This window comes from Planktosalinus sp., from assembly GCF_059864935.1.
Genome location: NZ_JCBCCK010000020.1, coordinates 1 through 18,959, shown reverse-complemented (window position 1 = coordinate 18,959; position 18,959 = coordinate 1). Strand labels below are relative to the sequence as shown.

At 40.3% G+C, this 18,959-nt stretch carries 19 protein-coding genes; 6 read left to right on the top strand and 13 right to left on the bottom strand.

Translation table 11 applies throughout. From position 1 onward, the window contains the following. Positions 1-50: 50 nt before the first annotated feature. The 10 genes from nuoK to AC6F75_RS00860 all read right to left on the bottom strand — a co-directional run bounded on the left by nuoK (position 51) and on the right by AC6F75_RS00860 (position 8,023). The gene (gene nuoK, locus AC6F75_RS00905) at positions 51-368 is read right to left on the bottom strand and encodes an NADH-quinone oxidoreductase subunit NuoK (protein ID WP_500713046.1); all 318 of its coding nucleotides are present in this window, start codon (positions 366-368) and stop codon (positions 51-53) included. Positions 369-380: 12 nt separating this feature from the next. After that, positions 381-911, bottom strand: a complete 531-nt coding sequence (locus tag AC6F75_RS00900; RefSeq protein ID WP_500713045.1) for an NADH-quinone oxidoreductase subunit J — start codon at positions 909-911, stop codon at positions 381-383. A 4-nt stretch (positions 912-915) separates the two neighbouring features. Next, positions 916-1,395 carry a 4Fe-4S binding protein gene (locus tag AC6F75_RS00895; RefSeq protein ID WP_500713044.1) on the bottom strand — a complete coding sequence of 160 codons (480 nt, stop codon included), beginning with the start codon at positions 1,393-1,395 and terminating at the stop codon, positions 916-918. 5 nt (positions 1,396-1,400) lie between these two features. Beyond that, the gene (gene nuoH, locus AC6F75_RS00890) at positions 1,401-2,465 is read right to left on the bottom strand and encodes an NADH-quinone oxidoreductase subunit NuoH (protein WP_500713043.1); all 1,065 of its coding nucleotides are present in this window, start codon (positions 2,463-2,465) and stop codon (positions 1,401-1,403) included. 11 nt (positions 2,466-2,476) lie between these two features. After that, the gene (locus AC6F75_RS00885) at positions 2,477-3,598 is read right to left on the bottom strand and encodes an NADH-quinone oxidoreductase subunit D-related protein (RefSeq protein ID WP_500713042.1); all 1,122 of its coding nucleotides are present in this window, start codon (positions 3,596-3,598) and stop codon (positions 2,477-2,479) included. 6 nt (positions 3,599-3,604) lie between these two features. Next, on the bottom strand, positions 3,605-4,081 hold the full coding sequence (locus AC6F75_RS00880; protein ID WP_500713041.1) for an NADH-quinone oxidoreductase subunit C: 477 nt from the start codon (positions 4,079-4,081) through the stop codon (positions 3,605-3,607). 6 nt (positions 4,082-4,087) lie between these two features. After that, on the bottom strand, positions 4,088-4,675 hold the full coding sequence (locus AC6F75_RS00875) for an NADH-quinone oxidoreductase subunit NuoB (protein WP_500713040.1): 588 nt from the start codon (positions 4,673-4,675) through the stop codon (positions 4,088-4,090). Next, positions 4,666-5,016, bottom strand: a complete 351-nt coding sequence (locus AC6F75_RS00870) for an NADH-quinone oxidoreductase subunit A (protein ID WP_500713039.1) — start codon at positions 5,014-5,016, stop codon at positions 4,666-4,668. The genes AC6F75_RS00875 and AC6F75_RS00870 overlap by 10 nt, the downstream gene beginning before the upstream one ends. A 125-nt stretch (positions 5,017-5,141) precedes the next feature. Continuing rightward, the gene (locus AC6F75_RS00865; RefSeq protein WP_500713038.1) at positions 5,142-6,155 is read right to left on the bottom strand and encodes a thiamine pyrophosphate-dependent enzyme; all 1,014 of its coding nucleotides are present in this window, start codon (positions 6,153-6,155) and stop codon (positions 5,142-5,144) included. 2 nt (positions 6,156-6,157) lie between these two features. Then, positions 6,158-8,023, bottom strand: coding sequence for a 2-oxoacid:acceptor oxidoreductase subunit alpha (locus AC6F75_RS00860; protein WP_500713037.1), 1,866 nt, complete (start codon positions 8,021-8,023; stop codon positions 6,158-6,160). A 133-nt stretch (positions 8,024-8,156) separates the two neighbouring features. Between AC6F75_RS00860 and AC6F75_RS00855 the strand changes: the two genes are divergently transcribed. The 3 genes from AC6F75_RS00855 (at position 8,157) to AC6F75_RS00845 (ending at position 12,784) form a co-directional block, all read left to right on the top strand. Further along, the gene (locus tag AC6F75_RS00855; RefSeq protein ID WP_500713036.1) at positions 8,157-8,504 is read left to right on the top strand and encodes a 4Fe-4S dicluster domain-containing protein; all 348 of its coding nucleotides are present in this window, start codon (positions 8,157-8,159) and stop codon (positions 8,502-8,504) included. A gap of 171 nt (positions 8,505-8,675) precedes the next feature. Continuing rightward, positions 8,676-12,209 carry a pyruvate:ferredoxin (flavodoxin) oxidoreductase gene (gene nifJ, locus AC6F75_RS00850; RefSeq protein WP_500713035.1) on the top strand — a complete coding sequence of 1,178 codons (3,534 nt, stop codon included), beginning with the start codon at positions 8,676-8,678 and terminating at the stop codon, positions 12,207-12,209. Positions 12,210-12,409: 200 nt separating this feature from the next. Further along, a complete protein-coding gene (locus tag AC6F75_RS00845; RefSeq protein WP_500713034.1) occupies positions 12,410-12,784 on the top strand; it encodes a HEPN domain-containing protein in 375 nt (124 codons plus the stop codon). An 80-nt stretch (positions 12,785-12,864) separates the two neighbouring features. Here the strand turns inward: AC6F75_RS00845 and AC6F75_RS00840 are convergent, their stop codons facing one another. Both AC6F75_RS00840 and AC6F75_RS00835 read right to left on the bottom strand, forming a co-directional pair. Beyond that, a complete protein-coding gene (locus AC6F75_RS00840) occupies positions 12,865-13,383 on the bottom strand; it encodes a hypothetical protein (protein ID WP_500713033.1) in 519 nt (172 codons plus the stop codon). A gap of 199 nt (positions 13,384-13,582) precedes the next feature. Beyond that, the gene (locus tag AC6F75_RS00835) at positions 13,583-15,325 is read right to left on the bottom strand and encodes a hypothetical protein (RefSeq protein WP_500713032.1); all 1,743 of its coding nucleotides are present in this window, start codon (positions 15,323-15,325) and stop codon (positions 13,583-13,585) included. Positions 15,326-15,748: 423 nt separating this feature from the next. On the opposite strand from AC6F75_RS00835, the gene AC6F75_RS00830 reads away from it, so the two are divergent. Both AC6F75_RS00830 and AC6F75_RS00825 read left to right on the top strand, forming a co-directional pair. Beyond that, positions 15,749-16,222 (top strand): DUF2135 domain-containing protein, encoded by a 474-nt coding sequence (locus AC6F75_RS00830; protein ID WP_500713031.1) that lies wholly within the window; start codon positions 15,749-15,751, stop codon positions 16,220-16,222. 139 nt (positions 16,223-16,361) lie between these two features. Next, a complete protein-coding gene (locus tag AC6F75_RS00825) occupies positions 16,362-17,123 on the top strand; it encodes a glucose 1-dehydrogenase (protein WP_500713030.1) in 762 nt (253 codons plus the stop codon). On the opposite strand, the gene AC6F75_RS00820 is transcribed toward AC6F75_RS00825, so the two are convergent. Beyond that, positions 17,120-17,515: a hypothetical protein gene (locus tag AC6F75_RS00820; protein ID WP_500713029.1), complete on the bottom strand. Its 396-nt coding sequence runs from the start codon at positions 17,513-17,515 to the stop codon at positions 17,120-17,122. The genes AC6F75_RS00825 and AC6F75_RS00820 overlap by 4 nt on opposite strands. A 320-nt stretch (positions 17,516-17,835) precedes the next feature. Between AC6F75_RS00820 and AC6F75_RS00815 the strand changes: the two genes are divergently transcribed. Then, a complete protein-coding gene (locus tag AC6F75_RS00815; protein WP_500713028.1) occupies positions 17,836-18,789 on the top strand; it encodes a hypothetical protein in 954 nt (317 codons plus the stop codon). Positions 18,790-18,959 lie beyond the last annotated feature (170 nt).

The window sequence follows — 18,959 nt, the reverse complement described above, 5'->3', positions numbered from 1 at the left end:
GGAATGAGTGGGATTAAAAATATATAGCTCAGGTTCATAGGTTCTATGGGTTAAAACTTCATGATTTCAGTGTCTTTCACTTCCACAGAACTAATCTGTCTGTAGAGGTTGATGATAATAGCAATGGCCAGAGCTGCTTCTGCGGCAGCTATGGCAACAATAAAAATGGAAAAGAACACCCCTTGCAACACATCCGGATAGAGGTATTTATTGACTACCACAAAATTGATGGCAGCGGCATTGAGAATCAATTCCATAGAAATAAGCGTCGAGATCAGGTTTTTTCTGGTAATAAACCCAAAAACACCTATAAAAAATAAAATGCCGGTGAGGGTAAGTATTTCATAAATGCTAATTCCTGCGATCATAGTGAATATTTTTTATAGTGTATGATGTTCCTGTGTTTCACTTTTCGGTTTTTCTCCTTTAGAGATGACTACAGCCCCAATAATAGCAGCTAAAAGCAGGACACTTATCAATTCAAAAGGCAGTATAAACCCACCGGGTTCCATACTTAAAAACCCATGTCCAATTTCAGAAGTCGTCGTAGTCAACGCCTGGTCAGTTGCCTGAAATTCAAAAGAATACACTGCCGCCAAATAAACTGCAAGCCCTGAGGCACACATCAGTGCTACAACAACTTGCCTAGTTATATTGGGCAGCTCCATCTTTAAATCGATGTGGTGAACCAGTAATACAGAAAAGATGATGAGTATGATGATTCCACCGGCATAAACAGCCAGCTGTACTGCGGCTAAAAAATTGTAGTCAATCAGGAAGTAAATTCCGGCGACTCCAATAATAACAAACAGTAGATAAACCACAGACCTCAACATCTTTCGGCTACTCACAGCTGCGATTGAAAACACAATCATCAACAGTGCTAAAATGTAAAAAACAATGTGTTCCATATCTTTAATCTTCTTCAACGCCGGGCATGAGTTTAGAGCCCGGTTTGTTTAAAACCCTTGTTAGTTTTGTTCTGTCATAGACAGCATTTTCATAATTTTGTGCCCACTTTATAGCATCTGTGGGGCAGGCTTCTATGCACAAACCGCACATAGTACACATTCCAAAATGGTAAATGTGTTTGTCAATCAATTTTTTCTTTTTCCCGGTTTCGGGGTCCACCTGTCGATCCCAGATGATTTCAATACTGCCGTTGGGGCAGGCCAGCTCACATTTTTGACAGCCGGTGCAGCGGTGCTCATTTTCATCAGTGTGTGGCATGACCACTTCGCCACGAAAACGCTCAAACATCTTCAGGGTATCTCTATTCTCAGGATACTGTTGTGTAATGGCTCCCTTGCCGGAATTAAGAAAATACCTTCCGGTAACGCTCATTCCGGTGAGCAGTGTTTTTATGGCTTTGTATATATCAGAAAAATAACTCATAATCACTAGCATTGAATTGTTAAGTTGAGCCAGACAATGATTGCCATTAGCACGATATTTACCAGATTTATGGGCAGTAAATATTTCCACTCCAGTGTGAGCAATTGGTCGATTCTCAATCTGGGGAATGTCCATCGAAACCACATCATTAAAAAAACGATGCCGAGGGCTTTTAATAAAAACCAGAAGATGCCCAGCCAGGGGAGTGATTCGGTAATTCCAAAAGGAGAGAGCCAGGCGCCAAAAAACACCGTGGTGGCTATGGCCGCGATGATAAACATATTGACGAATTCAGCTAAAAAGAAATAGGCAAACTTCATCCCGGAATATTCGGTATGAAACCCGGCTCCAAGTTCAGATTCGGCTTCTACCAGGTCAAAAGGGGCCCTGTTGGTCTCTGCCGTGCCCGAAATCATAAATATCATAAAGGCAATAATGGCCGGGATGTGCCCTTGCACAATCAGCCAGCCGTTTTTTTGAACCTCTACAATTTCTGAAAGCTGCAGCGAACCCGCAATAATCACCATTGTTAACAGCGATAAGCCCACAGAAAGTTCATAACTAATGGTTTGAACCCCGCTGCGCATAGCGCCAATCAGGGCAAATTTGTTGTTACTTCCCCACCCGGCAAGTAAAATACCTATCACCCCAACAGCTGAAATGGCCAGTAGAAAAAAGACCCCTATATTGATGTCAAAAGCCTGAAAGTGTGCTGAGAAAGGCAGCACCGCCAATGCCATCAGAGCGGTGATAATCATAAAATATGGGGCCAGGTTGTATAGAAATTGATCTGCTTTTTTAGTGCCTGTCAATTCTTTTGACACGAGTTTGAGTGCATCGGCCAGGGTTTGAAACATTCCTTTATATCCCACCCGGTTAGGTCCCACACGCAATTGAAAACGCGCTGCAACTTTGCGCTCCATCAACACGAGGAACAGGCCTGCCACAGCAAATACGGTTAAGTAGATCAGAGCGGTTAATACCATTTCCAATACTCCGGTGACTACCGGGACAGCAGGGCTTGCTGACCAGTGAAAATGAAGATTAATGCTATTAAATAATAGATTCATTGGCTAAGTTTTTATCGGTCAATATCTGGTATTACAAGGTCCAGTGTTGCCATTGTGGCCACAAGGTCACCAATTTTTCCTCCTACTGATATATGGTTTAACAATGATAAATTTGAAAGCCCCGGAGAGCGAAATTTGAGGCGGTATGGATTTTTTGTTCCTGTACTAATGATATACACCCCCAGCTCACCTCTGGCCGTTTCTACTTTTTGATAAAATTCCCCTTTGGGCAATTTGATGACGGCATTGGTTTCTGTTTTATAATCTCCCTCGGGGATGTCATCGATGAGTTGCTCAATGATTGCCATAGACTCCCACATTTCCTTGATTCTCACCCTGTATCTTGCAAGGGCATCTCCCGTGTTCTCAAGGGCTTCCTCAAAGGTCACCCGACCCAGGGCACTGTAAGGATGGTATTTCCTCACATCACAGGAATAACCTGAAGCCCTTGCTACCGGTCCTGATGCCCCAAAGGAAATGGCGTCTTCTTTTGAAAGGATCCCCACCCCTTGTGTTCTTTTTTGAAAAATCACATTGTTGGTGAGCAGGGTGTCATATTCAGGAAGTTTGGTTTTGAAATGGGCGATAAATTCTTTAACCCGCTTGACAAAATTGGGATGGATATCAAACATAAGACCACCTGGAATGTTATAATTCATCGTCAGTCGGGCGCCGCAGGTTTCTTCAAATATATCGTTGATGAGTTCGCGGTCCCTGAATCCATAAAAATAAGTGGTGAGTGCCCCCACATCCAGTCCCATAACGCCCCACCACAAATTATGTGAGGCAATGCGTGTCAATTCGCCAATAATGGTTCGGATTACTTTAACGCGTTCAGTAACTTCGAGTTCCAGGGCATTTTCTACAGCAAGACAAACAGCTTCATTGTTAATGTTGGCAGAGAGGTAGTCCATACGGTCTGTAAGGTGTACTATCTGCTGGTAGCTGTCGCGTTCAGTCATTTTTTCGATAGACCGGTGAATGTAGCCCAGGTCGGGTTCCACTTTCTTTATGATTTCGCCGTCAATGGTGAGCAACAATCTCAACACACCATGTGTAGCAGGATGCTGCGGACCCATATTGATGAAATATTCTTCAGATTTTAAGGGTTTGTCAAGCACAGGTGTTTCCATGTTTTTTTATTTTACAATCATGTTGACTTCATCTTCATAGTCTTTTCTCAATGGAAAACCCTTCCAGTCTTCCGTCAAAAAAAGTCGTTTCATATTGGGGTGATAGTTGAATTTGATTCCAAAAAAATCAAAGACCTCCCGCTCGTGAAATTCAGCTGTTCTCCAAATATCTGAAACGGTATCAAAGACAGGGTTTTCCCGGTCTTCCGTTTTTACTTTCACCACAATGATATGTCTGTATTTGGTTGATTCCAGATGATAAACCACTCCCAGCTCTTTGCCCCAGTCTACGCCGGTCAGGCAAAATAAATAATCAAAAGAAGTGTCTCTGTCATGCCTCAGCCCGGACATTAATTGGCGAAGGCGGGCCGGTGGAATCATAATATTGAGGAACTGTGATTCTGTTTCGGTAAACTCAGGCAGAGCCGTGGTCTCTTCAGAAAACCAGCCGCTTATTTTATTTTGTAACGCTTCATTGGTCATAAGCCTTTATTTATAAACTCCCTCATCAAACCCGTCTATCGGATTCTTTTTGTCTTTGAGGCTTTCAGTTTTGATTTTTTTCTGTAGCAGCAGCATGCCTTCCAACAATGCTTCAGGTCTGGGCGGGCATCCCGGCACATATACATCCACCGGAATAACGTGGTCTGCCCCTTTAACCACCGAATATGAATTGTAGAAAAAGGGTCCTCCTGATATTGCACAGGCCCCCATGGCTATTACATATTTGGGTTCGGCCATCTGATCATATAGTCGTCTTAAAACGGGTGCCATTTTGTTTACAATGGTGCCGGCTATGATGATAAGGTCTGCTTGTCTGGGTGAAGGCCTTGCCACTTCAAATCCAAATCTGGAATAATCATGGCGTGCAGCTCCTGTCTGCATCATTTCAATGGCACAACAACTGGTGCCAAAATAAAGTGACCACAATGAATTGGCCCTTCCCCAGTTAATGATTTGGTCTAAGGACGTAATAATGACATTGGCCCCGTTTCCTGCAGGAATTACTTTTCCCGGAAAATCTTCAGGAATACTTGTATTATCACCTGCTGCTATGTTTGTTTTGTCTAATCCCATTTTAATGCTTCTTTTTTCCAGGCATACGCCAGACCTATTCCCAATATGAGCAGGAAGATGATGATTTCTATGAGCGCAACAAACCCAATGTCCTGAAACACGACTGCCCAGGCAAAAAGAAATGCGATTTCAACATCAAAAATCAAAAAGAGAATGGCATAGCGATAATAACCCACTTTAAATTGAACCCAGGTGGGTCCCACGGTAATCATACCGCTTTCATATGGCTCTCGTTTTTGGGGATTATCAGATTTATGTGATATTAAATTTGATATAAAATTGGCGCCGGCCACAAGAGCGATACCTGCTATCAAGAATACGATAATTGCTTCTGAACCCATTTTAAACTTTTTTAATTGTTGTCGTAAGGGCTTCCTCAACAGTGATTACCCCTGTTGGATACAACCCTGAATGTATTGTCTTTTTATTGTCTTGCTCCTCAAAGCACTATCTGAAAGCTGAATCTTTAATTCACCTGATAGGTTTCTCCGGAAAAGAACAAATCGTCTGTTCTTTTAAAGCTGGAATTTGCTTTTACCTGAGCTGTTAATATATCCTCCCTGTCTTCAAAAGTGATATCTTCATAACTTCTGATGATTCCTGTTGCCAGCGGGTATGTTAACCTCACAAGCATTTGGTGAAGGGTTTTGTCTTTTTCTTTTGCATTGTGTACCAAGAGGTCTTCTTGAGTCACGCCATTTTCACCTATGGTTACAACTTCCAGTTCCAGACCATTAAGTACAAGTCCTTTGTCCCTGTTTTTACCAAAAATCATAGGTTTGCCATGTTCCAGATAGATTTGTTTATCGTCTTTAACATCTTTGTCGGTTACATTGGCAAAGCAACCATCGTTAAAAATCACACAGTTTTGAAGGACTTCAACTAACGAGGTCCCTTTAAATTTTTGTGCGGTAACGAAGATATCCTGCATGGCTTTTGGGTTGTTTCCTCCAATTCTGGCAAAAAACCGGGCATTGGCTCCCAGTGAGAGTTCGCCGGGGGAGAATGGGGGTTGTGTATTTCCATGAGGAGACGATTTGGTTTTCTGTCCAAGGAGTGATGTGGGTGAAAACTGTCCTTTTGTCAAACCGTAAATTTCGTTATTGAACATGATAATGTTCAGGTCGATGTTTCTGCGTAAAGCATGTATAAAGTGATTCCCTCCAATTGCCATAGAATCACCGTCGCCGGTAATTATCCAGACACTCAGTTTGGGGTTGGCCAGCTTCACTCCCGAAGCAATTCCCGGAGCTCTTCCGTGTATGCTGTGCATACCATAGGTATTCATATAATAAGGAAAGCGTGAAGAACACCCTATGCCGGAAATAAAAACAACATCTTCTTTTGCCACTCCCATTTCAGGAAGTGCTTTTTGCATGGCCCGCAAGACAACATAATCATCACAGCCGGGGCACCATCTTACTTCCTGATCACTTGCATAATCCTTGAAAGTATATTTATTTGCTGCTATCGTTTCCATAATTAAATAAATTGTTTGAATTGATGAATAAGCTCTTCATTGGCAAATGGCAAGCCCTGAATCTTGTTGTATTGTGAAAATTCAATTTTGCTGAAGTTGCTGCGCAGTATGGTAACAAGTTGGCCGTTGTTTAATTCACAAACGAGTATTTTTTTGAATTTAGATAAGATTTCTTCTGTGTTTTCAGGCATGGGGTTGATGTAGTTAAAGTGTGCAAACCCAACATTTTTAATTCCTTCAGCATTCAGTTCCTTTACCGCAGAATGTATTGCCCCATAAGTGCCTCCCCAGCCAATGACCAGCAACTCTCCTTCATCTGCAAATTCAGTTGTGAGTTTTGGAATGTTCTTTTGGACGCGTTTTATTTTTTCAGCTCTTATAAGCGTCATTTTCTCGTGATTTTCCGGCACATAAGAAACGTTACCGGTGATACTGTCTTTTTCAAGACCTCCCACCCGATGCTCCAAACCTGCAACTCCGGGTACAGCCCAGCTGCGGGCCAGTGTTTTTTCATCACGATTGTAAGGATGCCAGTTTTCTTTGTATTTTTTAATCAGATGATTTTTAATTTCCGGCATTTCATCTACCCGTTTGATCTTCCAGGGTGCTGAACCATTTGCTATATAGCCGTCTGTCAAAAGTATCACCGGAGTCATATGCTCCAGTGCCAGCCTTGCGGCTTCATAGGCAAAATTAAAACAGTTTCCTGGAGTACTTGCGGCAATAACTATGACAGGACTCTCTCCGTTTCTGCCATACATCGCCTGCAAAAGGTCTGATTGTTCTGTTTTTGTTGGCAGTCCGGTTGAAGGTCCTCCACGCTGTACATTGACAATGACCAAAGGCAATTCAATCATCATTGCAAGGCCAATGGCTTCTCCTTTTAAAGCAAGTCCTGGACCAGAGGTGGTTGTAATGGCCAGGTCACCGGCAAATGCAGCACCAATGGCCGATGTAATTCCGGCAATTTCATCTTCTGCCTGAAAAGCCTTGACTCCAAAATGTTTGTGTTTTACCAATTCATGTAAAATGTCTGTAGCAGGTGTAATGGGATAGGAGCCTAAAAACAATTCCAGTCCGGAACGTTCTGCAGCGGCCAGAAGCCCCCAGGCCGTAGCAGTATTGCCCATAATGATTCTGTAAGTTCCCGGATTCAGGTTTGCCGGAGAGATTGTATATGAGTTGGGTATCAACTCCAAAGTTTCCGCATAGAAATAGCCGGCATTCAACACTTTGGTATTGGCTTCAATCAAATGGGGTTTTGATTTAAATTTTTTGTTGAAAAAATCTATGGTATACTCTCTTGAGCGGTTGTACATCCAGTAAATCATACCCAAAGAGAACATGTTTTTACTTCGTGTAATAGACTTGGTGTCAAGACCTTCCACGTCTTTGATGGCTTCTTTGGTAAGCGTGGTCATGGGCACTTCAATGACCCTGTAATTTTCAAGGCTGCCATCTTCCAGCGGATTTGTTTTGTATTCTGCTTTCTCCAGGTTTTTTTTGGTGAATGAATCTGAGTCAACGATTATAGTATGTCCCGGTTTAACGGCATATAAGTTTGTTTTTAAGCCTGCCGGATTCATAGCGACCAGCAAATCGAGGTTGTCACCCGGGGTGCTTACCTCAACACTTCCTATATGGACTTGAAAACCTGAGACCCCATACAAACTTCCCTGTGGGGCCCTGATTTCAGATGGATAATTAGGGAAAGTGGCAACATCATTGCCTATCATTGCAGAAGTGTCTGTAAATTGTGTTCCGGTCAGTTGCATTCCATCACCAGAATCACCTACAAACCGAACAACTACCGCCTCCAGGACTTCGGGTTGAAGTTCCTCTTTAGCTGTTTCTGTAATTGCACTCATAATTTGGAATTGTTATATATTAAGTAGATGTCAAAGATAATTTCACATTTTTGAATGTAATATGACATTCATCATATTATAAAAATTGAAACTCCGGTAATTTTACAGATGTTTAATTTAAAAAAGTTTTATTATGGCTATAATAATAACCGATGAGTGTATAAACTGTGACGCCTGTATCTCAGAGTGTCCAAACAACGCAATTTATGAACCGGATGAGCAATGGTCTTATTCTGATGGCACAACCTTAAATGGAACAATAACTACGCCCGGAGGCAATGAAGTTGATGCTGAAGAAAGGTTTGAACCCATCTCAGATGAATTCTATTTTATTGTGTCTGATAAATGTACTGAGTGTAAAGGATTTCACGACGAGCCACAGTGTGCTAAAGTTTGTCCTGTAGATTGTTGTGTTCCTGATGAAGATCACGAAGAAACTGAAACACAGTTATTGGATAAAAAAGAATGGATGCACGCTTAAAAGTGAGTCTGATTTAGAAAATATTTTTGTTTTTTTTACAAAAAAACATCCGGTTTCTTGAGTGGCCAGCTATACGTTCCTACCCTCAACTCAAAAGTTGTTGAAGGGTAAGAGGTTTTTTATAAAGGTCTCTTTAAAATGCAATAAGATGTTTGTTAATACCACTTTCTCATGAAAAAAAAATTCACTAAACTTATCTGTGACGCCAATGAAGCTGTTGCAAGAATCGCACATAAAACAAATGAGGTTTGTGCCATTTATCCCATTACACCGGCCTCTCCTATGGGTGAACATGTGGACATCTACAGTTCAAAAGCCAAAGAAAATATTTGGGGCAACGTTCCTAAAATTGTTGAAATGCAAAGTGAAGGAGGTGCTGCAGGTGCTGTACACGGCTCCTTACAGGCCGGAGCGTTGACAACTACTTTTACGGCCTCACAGGGCTTGTTGTTGATGATTCCCAATATGTATAAAATTGCCGGCGAACTCTTACCCACTGTAATTCATGTCGCCGCAAGAACGGTTGCGACACACGCCTTGTCTATTTTTGGAGACCACTCTGATGTGATGGCTACCCGTCAAACCGGTTTTGCCATGCTGTTTGCCTCCTCAGTACAAGAAGCGCAGGATTTTGCACTTATCTCGCAGGTTGCTACCTTACATACACGAATTCCTTTTTTGAATATTTTTGACGGGTTCAGAACCTCACATGAAATCTCAAAAATAGACAGTATTCCTGACGACATCATCAAAGCCATGATGCCTGAACACAAAATCATGGAGCACAAGAAAAGATCATTGGATCCGGATCATCCGGTAATCAGGGGTACTTCTCAAAATCCCGATGTTTTCTTTCAGTCCAGGGAAGCGGCCAATGTGTTTTATGAAAACGCTCCCGGTATCATTCAGGATGTGATGGATGAATTTTACCAACACACCGGTCGCCAATACAATTTATTTGATTACCTGGGCGACCCTGAAGCAGAACGTGTTATCATTATCATGGGCTCCGGGGAAGGTGCCGTTAAAGAAACCGTTGAGGCCCTAATCAATACCAATGAAAAAGTTGGAGTGCTGTTAGTGCGTTTGTACAGGCCGTTTTCAATAGCTCATTTTATTGATGCCGTACCAAAAACCGCTCAAAAAATAGCAGTTTTAGACCGAACAAAAGAGCCCGGAAGTTCCGGGGAACCACTCTATATGGATATAGTAAACGCCTTTGCTGAAAGTGACAGGGCCATGCCACTAATTATTGGCGGTCGCTACGGTTTGTCTTCAAAAGAGTTTACCCCGGCCATGGTAAAAGGTATTTTTGACGAACTGAAAAAGGAGCATCCTAAAAATCATTTTACTATTGGCATACTCGATGATGTCACCCATAAAAGCCTGAGCTATGATCCCGAATTTGAATCAGGAAAAACAACCATCAATTGTATGTTTTACGGTCTGGGGTCAGACGGTACAGTGGGGGCCAACAAGAACTCCATCAAAATCATTGGTGAAACCACAGATAACTATGTTCAGGGTTATTTTGTCTATGATTCCAAAAAAGCCGGGGCACAAACTGTTTCCCACCTGCGCTTTGGACCGGAACCCATCTATTCAACATATTTAATCAACCGGGCTGATTTTATAGCCTGTCACCAATTTAATTTTGTTGAAAAATATGACCTGTTAAAACACATTAAAAAAGGAGGTACGTTTTTGTTAAACGCTCCCTTTTCAAACGAGGAAGTCTGGGAAAAACTGCCTGAAAAAATGCAGCAAAAGATCGTGGATTTTGAATTGGAATTTTATGTAATCGACGCCACTAAAGTTGCTTATGAGGCTAATTTAGGCAAAAGGACCAATACAGTGCTGCAAACCTGTTTCTTTGCCATATCAGGTATTCTGCCAAAAGAGGAGGCGATACAGAAAATCAAAGACGCTATTGTAAAATCTTATTCCAGCAAAGGAAGTGAGATTGTAAAAATGAATTTTGATGCCGTTGACACATCATTAAAACACCTTCAAAAAGTAACCTATCCAAAACACACTACAAACAAACGCGCTTTAAAACCGATGATGACCGGCACAGAAGACCCGTTTGTCAAAGAGGTTTTGGGCAAAATCCTGGCCGGTATGGGAGACGAACTTCCGGTAAGTGCATTTCCGGTTGACGGAACCTATCCAACCGGGACAACACAATATGAAAAGCGTGGTATTGCCGACTTTATTCCGGTATGGGATGACGCCTCTATTTGTACTCAATGCAACAAATGTGTGGCTATTTGCCCTCACGCTGCTATCAGGGCTAAAGTAGTGACCAATGAAGCTCTTGAAGGAGCCCCGGCAAGCTTAAAAGCTGTGGCAGCAATAGGGAGACCTTTTACTGCAGACAAAGAGTCTTATGTACTGCAAATTTCTCCTGAAGATTGTACAGGTTGCGAATTGTGTGTAGCGGTCTGCCCGGCAGAAAGTAAGGAATTTGAAAATTACAAGTCCATCAATATGCATAAAAAGCTCGAAGTCGAATTGGCTGAAAATGACAATTGGTCCTTTTTTACTGAATTACCAAATTACAATCGCAGTGACTTGCAAATATCAAACGTCAAAGGTTCACAGTTTTTAGAGCCTTTATTTGAATTTTCAGGAGCCTGTCCCGGTTGTGGGGAAACACCTTATATTAAATTACTTACCCAACTCTTTGGCGATAGTATTTTAATTTCAAATGCCACGGGTTGTTCTTCAATCTTTGGAGGAAACCTGCCCACCACGCCATACAAAACCAATGCTTTTGGGAGAGGGCCCGCCTGGGCCAATTCACTGTTTGAAGACAATGCTGAGTTTGGTTTGGGTATGAAGCTTGCCCTAAACAAAAAACAGGAAATTGCAGTGGATTTATTAAAATCTATCGAACTGCTTGTGGGTAGTGAACTGGTGGAATCCATACTGAACAACCCTGAAGAAACAGAGAGCCAAAAAATGGAAAAATTTGCTCAAATTGACTCACTAAAGAAAACCCTGGATATTATAGACAATAATGACAAAGCCGTAAAACTAAATCAATTGACAGAATACCTGCGCAAAAAAGATGTCTGGATTGTTGGTGGTGACGGCTGGGCTTATGATATCGGCTACGGAGGAGTAGATCACGTTTTATCCAGTGGGGAAAACATCAACATATTGGTGTTGGACACTGAGGTGTATTCCAATACCGGTGGTCAAATGTCCAAAGCAACTCCTCTGGGAGCCAGTGCCAAATTTGCTGTATCAGGAAAAAAGACCAGTAAAAAAAGTCTGGCCTTGCTGGCTGTTTCTTATGAAAATATATATGTAGCCCAGATTGCCATAGGTGCCAAAAATTTACAAACCCTTAAAGCTTTTGAAGAAGCTGCTGCATACCCGGGCCCTTCATTAATCATTGCTTACTCACATTGTGTTGAGCACGGTTATGACTTGAAAGACGGGGTGACACAACAAGAAAAAGCAGTAGATACCGGCTATTGGCCGTTGTTTAGGTTTGACCCCTCCAAGCCCAAAGGCCAAAAATTCAAATTGGACTCAAAACCACCCACTGCACCGTTGAGTGATTTTATGTACAACGAAAGACGGTTTACACAGGTTGTAAAAAACGATGCTGAACTGGGTGAAAAGTTGCTGAAAAAAGCACAGGAAGAAGTTGATTCCAGATGGGAACGTCTGGAACTTTATCGAAATATGTAAGCGCTTGCTTTTCCAGGCACTTCATATTAAAAAACAGATTTATAAAAGCTGTTTACGATATAAAATTTAAAAGCACCTTGCAACAATTGGCTCTGGTCTCTCCCTTCGGAAATTTCAGGTGAATGCTAAAATTGTTGTGAATTGAACAATCCAGCCTCAAAGCACTTTTGGATAAACGATTAACCATAAAACACATAGATATGGAAACTAAAGCCAAAATTTTATTTGATGATGCCCTGACAAAGCTACAACGAGCCAATGAGGAATTATACAGACCTGAAGAAGATGTGGTTTCTTATTCCGCTTGTAAAAACGCACAAAACGCTATTGAAAGCTTTTTAAAAGGATATTTACTGCAAAACGGTATTGACCCGGCTCCATTTACAACAATCAAGAGCCTTTATGAAAACTGTATATCATTCAACAGTCAATTTGAGAAGATCAATCTTTCTGCTTTGAATTGTAGCGAACGGACTATAGACCATAAATACTGTAATGATCTTGAAAAAATAAGTCATTGTCTTGAAGCAGCCAATATTTTAGACAACTTTCTTAAAAAGGAAAAAGTACTCTAAAAAAACAGAGCCCGGGAATTTGAACCCCCGGACTCCATTAAAGATGCTAATTAATAATCGTGAATGGTTAAAGCAAAGCGTCATTCACTTACCCAGACAGTTCTTTTTTTACTGTCTTTGGTCATTTCAATTTTGTATTGGGCTTCGGTTTGGCGATTTGATTCCAAAGTCACCAAATACCAGGCTTTATCTATGGCCCAGCCTTGATTTTCAGTAATCACTTGTTTGATGATCTCATCAGGCAACCTTATGTTTTCATAGGATTCTATAGTACTGGATAAATCTCCACGACTGTCATAAATGGCCTCAATGGTGTTGGTCCCATCAGTAAATACTACCCTGTAATCGGTTGAAGCATGTCTGGAATAGATTTTTTCGTTTTTCAAGTCATATTCAGCCACTTTGGCTCTCAAAGCCTCCACTTTGGAAGAAGCAGCAGCAACACGTTTTGTATCTATAGGTTCTGAATTTTCATCAGAAATTATAGCCGATTTCATTTGATTTTGAGATTGAATTCCATCATTAAAAGCTACAAGGTCTTGAGCCAAAATTGGTAAGCTCAGAAATAAAATACTAAAAGTTAAAATAAATGTTCTCATAATGGTTGTTGTTTGGTTATTGAAAAAATATTGGATAATGATTTTAATGTTTTTGAATTATAACAAACGTAGTGTTGTTATTTCAACGCTAAATTATGTGTATGGGGTTGAATGACAACACTTTTTCCAATAGATTTACAATAGACAATTCTCATTTTGAGAAGAAGGATGCCCAGCAAAATCAATAAAAAAGAAAGGTTTATAAAGTTTGAATAAAAAGGTCTAAATCCTCTTCATTTTTGAGGTTAAGCTTCTTTCTGATGCGATAACGGGCAGTATTGAGAGAAGCCTGAGAGATGTTTTGCAGTTTGGCAATGTCATAATTGTCAATTTTCAAACGTATTAATGAACATAAACGAATATCATATTTGGTGAGGCTGGAGTAGTTTTGTCTGAGTTTTTTATAAAACGATTCGTTTAGAACATCAAGACGGGCATAAAAAGCCTCAGTTTGTTTGTCGATAGCCAATTTGTTTTTTAACTCAGTCTCAAGTTCGTTCATCCTGTTTTTTCGTTGCCTTCCTTTGGCTTCTTTAATGGCTTGCAAACGGTCATATATATCGCGTGCCCACTCCAGGCTTTGGTTGAGGTTTATGGCAACATCTGCAAGGTCTCTTTTTTTGGCTTCAACCTCAAGTTCAAGCCGGCTGTTGTGCAGTGCGATATTTTCAGCTTTCTGTTCGGCCAACAGGCGGTTTTTTTCAGCCAACTTTAATCGTTGTTTGCGATGATTGTATAAAAATCCCATTAAGCATAATAACAAGGCAAATACAAGTATGCCAATTGTAAACTGAAGCCGTTGCTTTTTAATGAGTTCAGACTTTTGTTCCTGTTCATAGATTAAGTCGGTCTGTATTTGTTCCAGAACAATCTTGCTGAGCAGGTTTTGTCGGGTGAACTGTTTTTGAGCTAGCTGCTGTTGCCGGCTGTCTTTTATATTTGAGGCACGCTCTGCAGCCCTGAGGGCTTCACGAAAATTGTTTGTTTTTTCATAATAAGTCTTCTGTGCTTTTAAATGTTCTATTCGGGAATTGGGTTTTTCGTTATCATCAAACAGAGGGTGATTAAAAATTTGTTCTGTTTCATTTAGAAGTTGCAGGCCTTTTTCGATTTCGCCAAGTTCAATCAATTGTTCTGCCCATTGCACACCTGCTGCAATCCATCTCACAAAATCAATATCTTCTGCCGTTTGTTCCGGCCGGGGGCTGTAGAACTCATAATTTTGGGAATACAATTGAGCCGCGAGCCTATGTTCGCCCCTCTCGGCATGGATATCGGCTATATTGTCAATAACACTCCCATAGAGTGAATAGTCCGGGAAGTTTTCAATAATTATTTTTTCAGATTTCAGAAAATAATGCATTGCCGAGTCTGTATTGAACTTATGCTGGTAATGATACAACCCGAAATTGTTTAAAGCAGAAGCATAACTTATGCCCTGCCGTTCTTCAGTATAACTGATTGTTTTTTGCAGCCAGCGGGAAGCTTGCTCCAGATTGCCCAGCTTTAGATGATTTACAGCTATCATGTTTGAATTAACAGCAACCTGCTCGTCAAAATAATTAAAGGCTTTTTCGTTAAGCTTGTCGTAGTGTTGTTCAAAATATTCTATAAACTGTTTGAAATATTTGATGGACTCATCATAAAGTCCTCTTATTTGAAAGACAAAACCCAACTGTCTGAATGTTTCTACATTAAATTCATATCGGTTTTCAGTATGGGGAATTAGTTCTATTAGTTTATAATAGGCCTTAATAATGGCTTCTGTATCATCGTTTTCTTCGTAAATTTTGATTTCTCTTTTTATTTCATCCTGCAACTTAGCCGCTTCCTGAGGGCTGTATGAAAGCTGAGAGAATGCCTGATTAAAAAAGCAAGAAAGAAGAAGTATAAAAGCGAGAAGGTTTTTTAACCTTCGTGAAGTCACTATTATTTGTATCATAAAATAATCTCTGATTTCTTTAAAGAGAAAATGCTGAATAAAACACACTTATCTTGACTTTAACCATCAAAGCGGTATAAGCACTGCCCGCCTTAATAAGTATTTTGCCTGAAAGTAAAATTAGCGCGTTTGGAATTAACAAGCAAATTGAAAATAACTTATAAGGACACAAGTCATTTTCATTATAGTTATCATCCAAAAAAAATCACATCATTTTACACTTTCATAGCATTTGCTTGGTTACTTAAAATAGGGGTATTTCATTATTCAGGCTCAACTCTTGTAAAAAGCCTGAAGCTAAATCGGTTCTCACAAGAATTAAAAAATAAACAGGACCTCATCTGTGATATTATATATCTATTTGTTTTATAGGAATTTATTTAATAGTTTTGGCCAATAACTAACAAACTAAATATTCAAATTATGAAAAGAATTTATTTATTATTTATTGCAATGACCATGGGGCTTTTTACTATTTCTTGTAGTAGCGACGACGATTCAAACGACGAGGTTGATGAACTCGTAGGAGAACCCGGTAATCCACGTTTTAATTTACAATTTACAAATCCAGACAATGTGGATCTTGATTTGTATGTTAAAACCCCAAGTGGTGCTGTCATTTACTGGGCAAACGTTTCTGCTGATGGTGGAACACTCGATGTTGATTGCTTGTGTGGTTCTTGCCCCCAAGGACCCAACGAAAATATTTTCTGGGAAAACGGCACTGCCCCCACCGGAACTTATGAATACTGGGTGGAATATTTTGGCAGCTGCACTAGCGGAAGCCCATCATCAGAATTTACTTTAAGAGTGGTTAGAAACAACACAGTATTAACTACCAAAACAGGAACTCTAACAAGTGGTTCTTCCACAGTTTGGACACACAATCAGGAGTAAATCCTTTTTTTTAATATATTTTAAAGAGGCTTTCTTAAAAGCCTCTTTTTTCTTTTATTGCTTCCCGGATTGACAATTGTCATTGTACTGAAGTGGGCGTTTATGTATCTTTCGCTACTACCTAAATAACACGAAGTCAATGAAAAAGCTAACAAACAAAGTGGCCATCATCACCGGAGGTGCGGGTGGTATCGGTTTGGCCACTGCGAAAGTGTTTTTGGAAGAAGGTGCTAAAGTCATGCTTGTCGATCTTTCGGAAAAACAACTTATAGATGCTGTATCTGCTTTAAAATCAAAAGAAGTTGCTTTTGTTGCCGCTGATGTCTCCAATAGGGAAGATGTTGAACAATACACTGCTGAAACCCTGAGTCATTTCGGAAAAATTGATATTCTATTTAGCAATGCCGGTATAGAAGGGGTGACATTGCCCATTGAGCATTATCCGGATGAAATATATGAAAGAGTCATGGCTGTAAACGTAAAAGGCGTCTGGCTGGCTTGTGCCGTAGTTGTTCCAAAAATGACTGATGGCGGAAGTGTAATGATTACCTCATCAGTTGCCGGTGTGCAGGGCGCACCCAATCTGGGTGCTTATGTTGCCAGCAAACATGCGGTTCAGGGTATAACTCGGGTAGCTGCTATGGAAAATGCACCACGGGGCATCCGGGTAAATTCCATCAATCCCGGCCCGGTCAATAACCGGATGATGCGCTCTATTGAAGCCGGCTTTGCTCCAAACAATCCCGAAGAAATGCAAAAAGGCTTTGAAGCAGGTATTCCGCTTGGACGCTACGCAGAAAACGAAGAAGTGGCCCAACTGGCACTCTTCCTGGCTTCAGACGACAGCAAATACATCACCGGAGCGAAACACATGGTCGATGGTGGTATGGCTATGGATTAATAGCCTTCAACCGGGATGAGTCCATATCCCATATTGAGCAGATACAAGCCACACAAAAACAAAAACAGGTATGCCGCTTGAACGAGTTTAATATTGATAAACTCTATGCTCTTCACAGCTTGCTGCGGAATAATAAACATCATAAGCCCTTTTAACAAGGCTGCCCAACCCAACAAGGTAATGATGATGGTCCAGTCAGCCTCCCAGACATTGTGCAGTAAAATATTGATTAATCCAAAAATAATGGCCAGAAAAGAGGCCAAAACAGCAAATTTCTGGTCTTTTAAATATTCAAGCATTTGCTTGATGCGTGTAGGGTTAAAACTCAAAATCACAAAGAAAATAATGAGGTACCAGCCCCAGAATTTGGCTAAAAAGAGAGAAGTTTCCATAAAATCAGCTTTTTAAGTGAGCTGATAAAGTTACATACTTTAATATTTAAACTATATGATGCTTATCAAGTTTATTGTAGATAGGTGTCAAATGAATTTAATTGCAGTGTTATAACCGGCTCAAATTATTAGGTTAAAAAAACACTCAGACGTGAGTAATAAAAAAGACAGAATACTGCTTTAAAACCACAAAAACTTATATATATTTTTATTATTCATCTAATTTTCAGATATTTGACCTTATCAATCTCATTTTTCCCCTCAATCTATCATCAATGCTAAGCTGAATTATGCTTAATCTCTAACCAAAAATACAGACTATGAAACCAAATGACAAAAAATTCTTCAACTTCAATTTCCTTTTACTACTTAGCTTAACTGTCATTCTCTCGGCTTGTAAATCAGACAAAGAAAAAAATCCAATTGAAGAAGAGCCTCAACCTACCAACAAAGTCACCATTGTCACTCAAATGATGGATTTTGATGGTCCTGATGAAGTTCCGTCCGGATGGACCACTTTTGAATACATCAACAACTCTGAAGAAACCCACTTTTTTATCCTTGAAAAAATGCCGGAAGGAAAAACTCTTGAAGACAGCAAACGTGAAGTGATTCCTGTTTTTGCAGAAGGAATGGATTTTATTAATGCAGGTAAGACTGAAGAAGGTTATGCTGCTTTTAGCAAACTGCCGGAATGGTTTTCAGAAGTTATTTTTATGGGTGGCCCGGGCTTGGTTTCTCCAAAAAATAAAGCAGAAACCACCTTGTATTTAGAACCCGGTTATTATGTCATTGAGTGTTATGTAAAAATGACCACTGGCCAGTTTCATTCAGCTTTAGGGATGATCTCTTTCCTAATGGTTACTGATGAATCCAACAACTATGAAGAACCGGAAAGCACTATACAAATGACGATTTCGTCAGAAAACGGATTTGTTTTTGAACAAGATTTTACTGCCGGAAATCACGTGATTGAAGTTAATTTTAAAGATCAGGTTCCTCACGAAAACTTTGTGGGTCACGATGTGAATTTAGTGAGACTTGCCGGTAATGCAGACCTTGTTGCCTTGGAGAAGTGGATGAACTGGCTTGACCCTGATGCTTTTAAAACACCGGCACCTGAAGGCGTTGAATTTCTGGGAGGTACACAGGAAATGCCCGCCGGAAATACAGTCTATTTTAAAGCTGATTTAGTGCCGGGCACCTATGCATTTATTGCTGAAATTCCCAATGCATCTGAAAAAAACATGTTAACGGTATTTAATGTGGAGTAATTTTGTTTTAATTGAATATTATAATAGTATGCCGTTTATTTAGTCCTTCGAGGGTCGTCTTCATACCAATCCTTAAAGGTCTTTTTAGACTTTCTTTTATAATGAAGAATTTTAAAGACCGCTATCAGCAAAAGTACCATTCCAACAATCCACAACAAATAAGAGTAAGG

Coding starts and splice junctions, on each gene's coding strand:
- nuoK (WP_500713046.1), bottom strand. CDS start 368: ATGATCGCAGGAATTAGCATTTATGAAATACTTACCCTCACCGGCATT.
- AC6F75_RS00900 (WP_500713045.1), bottom strand. CDS start 911: ATGGAACACATTGTTTTTTACATTTTAGCACTGTTGATGATTGTGTTT.
- AC6F75_RS00895 (WP_500713044.1), bottom strand. CDS start 1,395: ATGAGTTATTTTTCTGATATATACAAAGCCATAAAAACACTGCTCACC.
- nuoH (WP_500713043.1), bottom strand. CDS start 2,465: ATGAATCTATTATTTAATAGCATTAATCTTCATTTTCACTGGTCAGCA.
- AC6F75_RS00885 (WP_500713042.1), bottom strand. CDS start 3,598: ATGGAAACACCTGTGCTTGACAAACCCTTAAAATCTGAAGAATATTTC.
- AC6F75_RS00880 (WP_500713041.1), bottom strand. CDS start 4,081: ATGACCAATGAAGCGTTACAAAATAAAATAAGCGGCTGGTTTTCTGAA.
- AC6F75_RS00875 (WP_500713040.1), bottom strand. CDS start 4,675: ATGGGATTAGACAAAACAAACATAGCAGCAGGTGATAATACAAGTATT.
- AC6F75_RS00870 (WP_500713039.1), bottom strand. CDS start 5,016: ATGGGTTCAGAAGCAATTATCGTATTCTTGATAGCAGGTATCGCTCTT.
- AC6F75_RS00865 (WP_500713038.1), bottom strand. CDS start 6,155: ATGGAAACGATAGCAGCAAATAAATATACTTTCAAGGATTATGCAAGT.
- AC6F75_RS00860 (WP_500713037.1), bottom strand. CDS start 8,023: ATGAGTGCAATTACAGAAACAGCTAAAGAGGAACTTCAACCCGAAGTC.
- AC6F75_RS00855 (WP_500713036.1), top strand. CDS start 8,157: ATGGCTATAATAATAACCGATGAGTGTATAAACTGTGACGCCTGTATC.
- nifJ (WP_500713035.1), top strand. CDS start 8,676: ATGAAAAAAAAATTCACTAAACTTATCTGTGACGCCAATGAAGCTGTT.
- AC6F75_RS00845 (WP_500713034.1), top strand. CDS start 12,410: ATGGAAACTAAAGCCAAAATTTTATTTGATGATGCCCTGACAAAGCTA.
- AC6F75_RS00840 (WP_500713033.1), bottom strand. CDS start 13,383: ATGAGAACATTTATTTTAACTTTTAGTATTTTATTTCTGAGCTTACCA.
- AC6F75_RS00835 (WP_500713032.1), bottom strand. CDS start 15,325: ATGATACAAATAATAGTGACTTCACGAAGGTTAAAAAACCTTCTCGCT.
- AC6F75_RS00830 (WP_500713031.1), top strand. CDS start 15,749: ATGAAAAGAATTTATTTATTATTTATTGCAATGACCATGGGGCTTTTT.
- AC6F75_RS00825 (WP_500713030.1), top strand. CDS start 16,362: ATGAAAAAGCTAACAAACAAAGTGGCCATCATCACCGGAGGTGCGGGT.
- AC6F75_RS00820 (WP_500713029.1), bottom strand. CDS start 17,515: ATGGAAACTTCTCTCTTTTTAGCCAAATTCTGGGGCTGGTACCTCATT.
- AC6F75_RS00815 (WP_500713028.1), top strand. CDS start 17,836: ATGAAACCAAATGACAAAAAATTCTTCAACTTCAATTTCCTTTTACTA.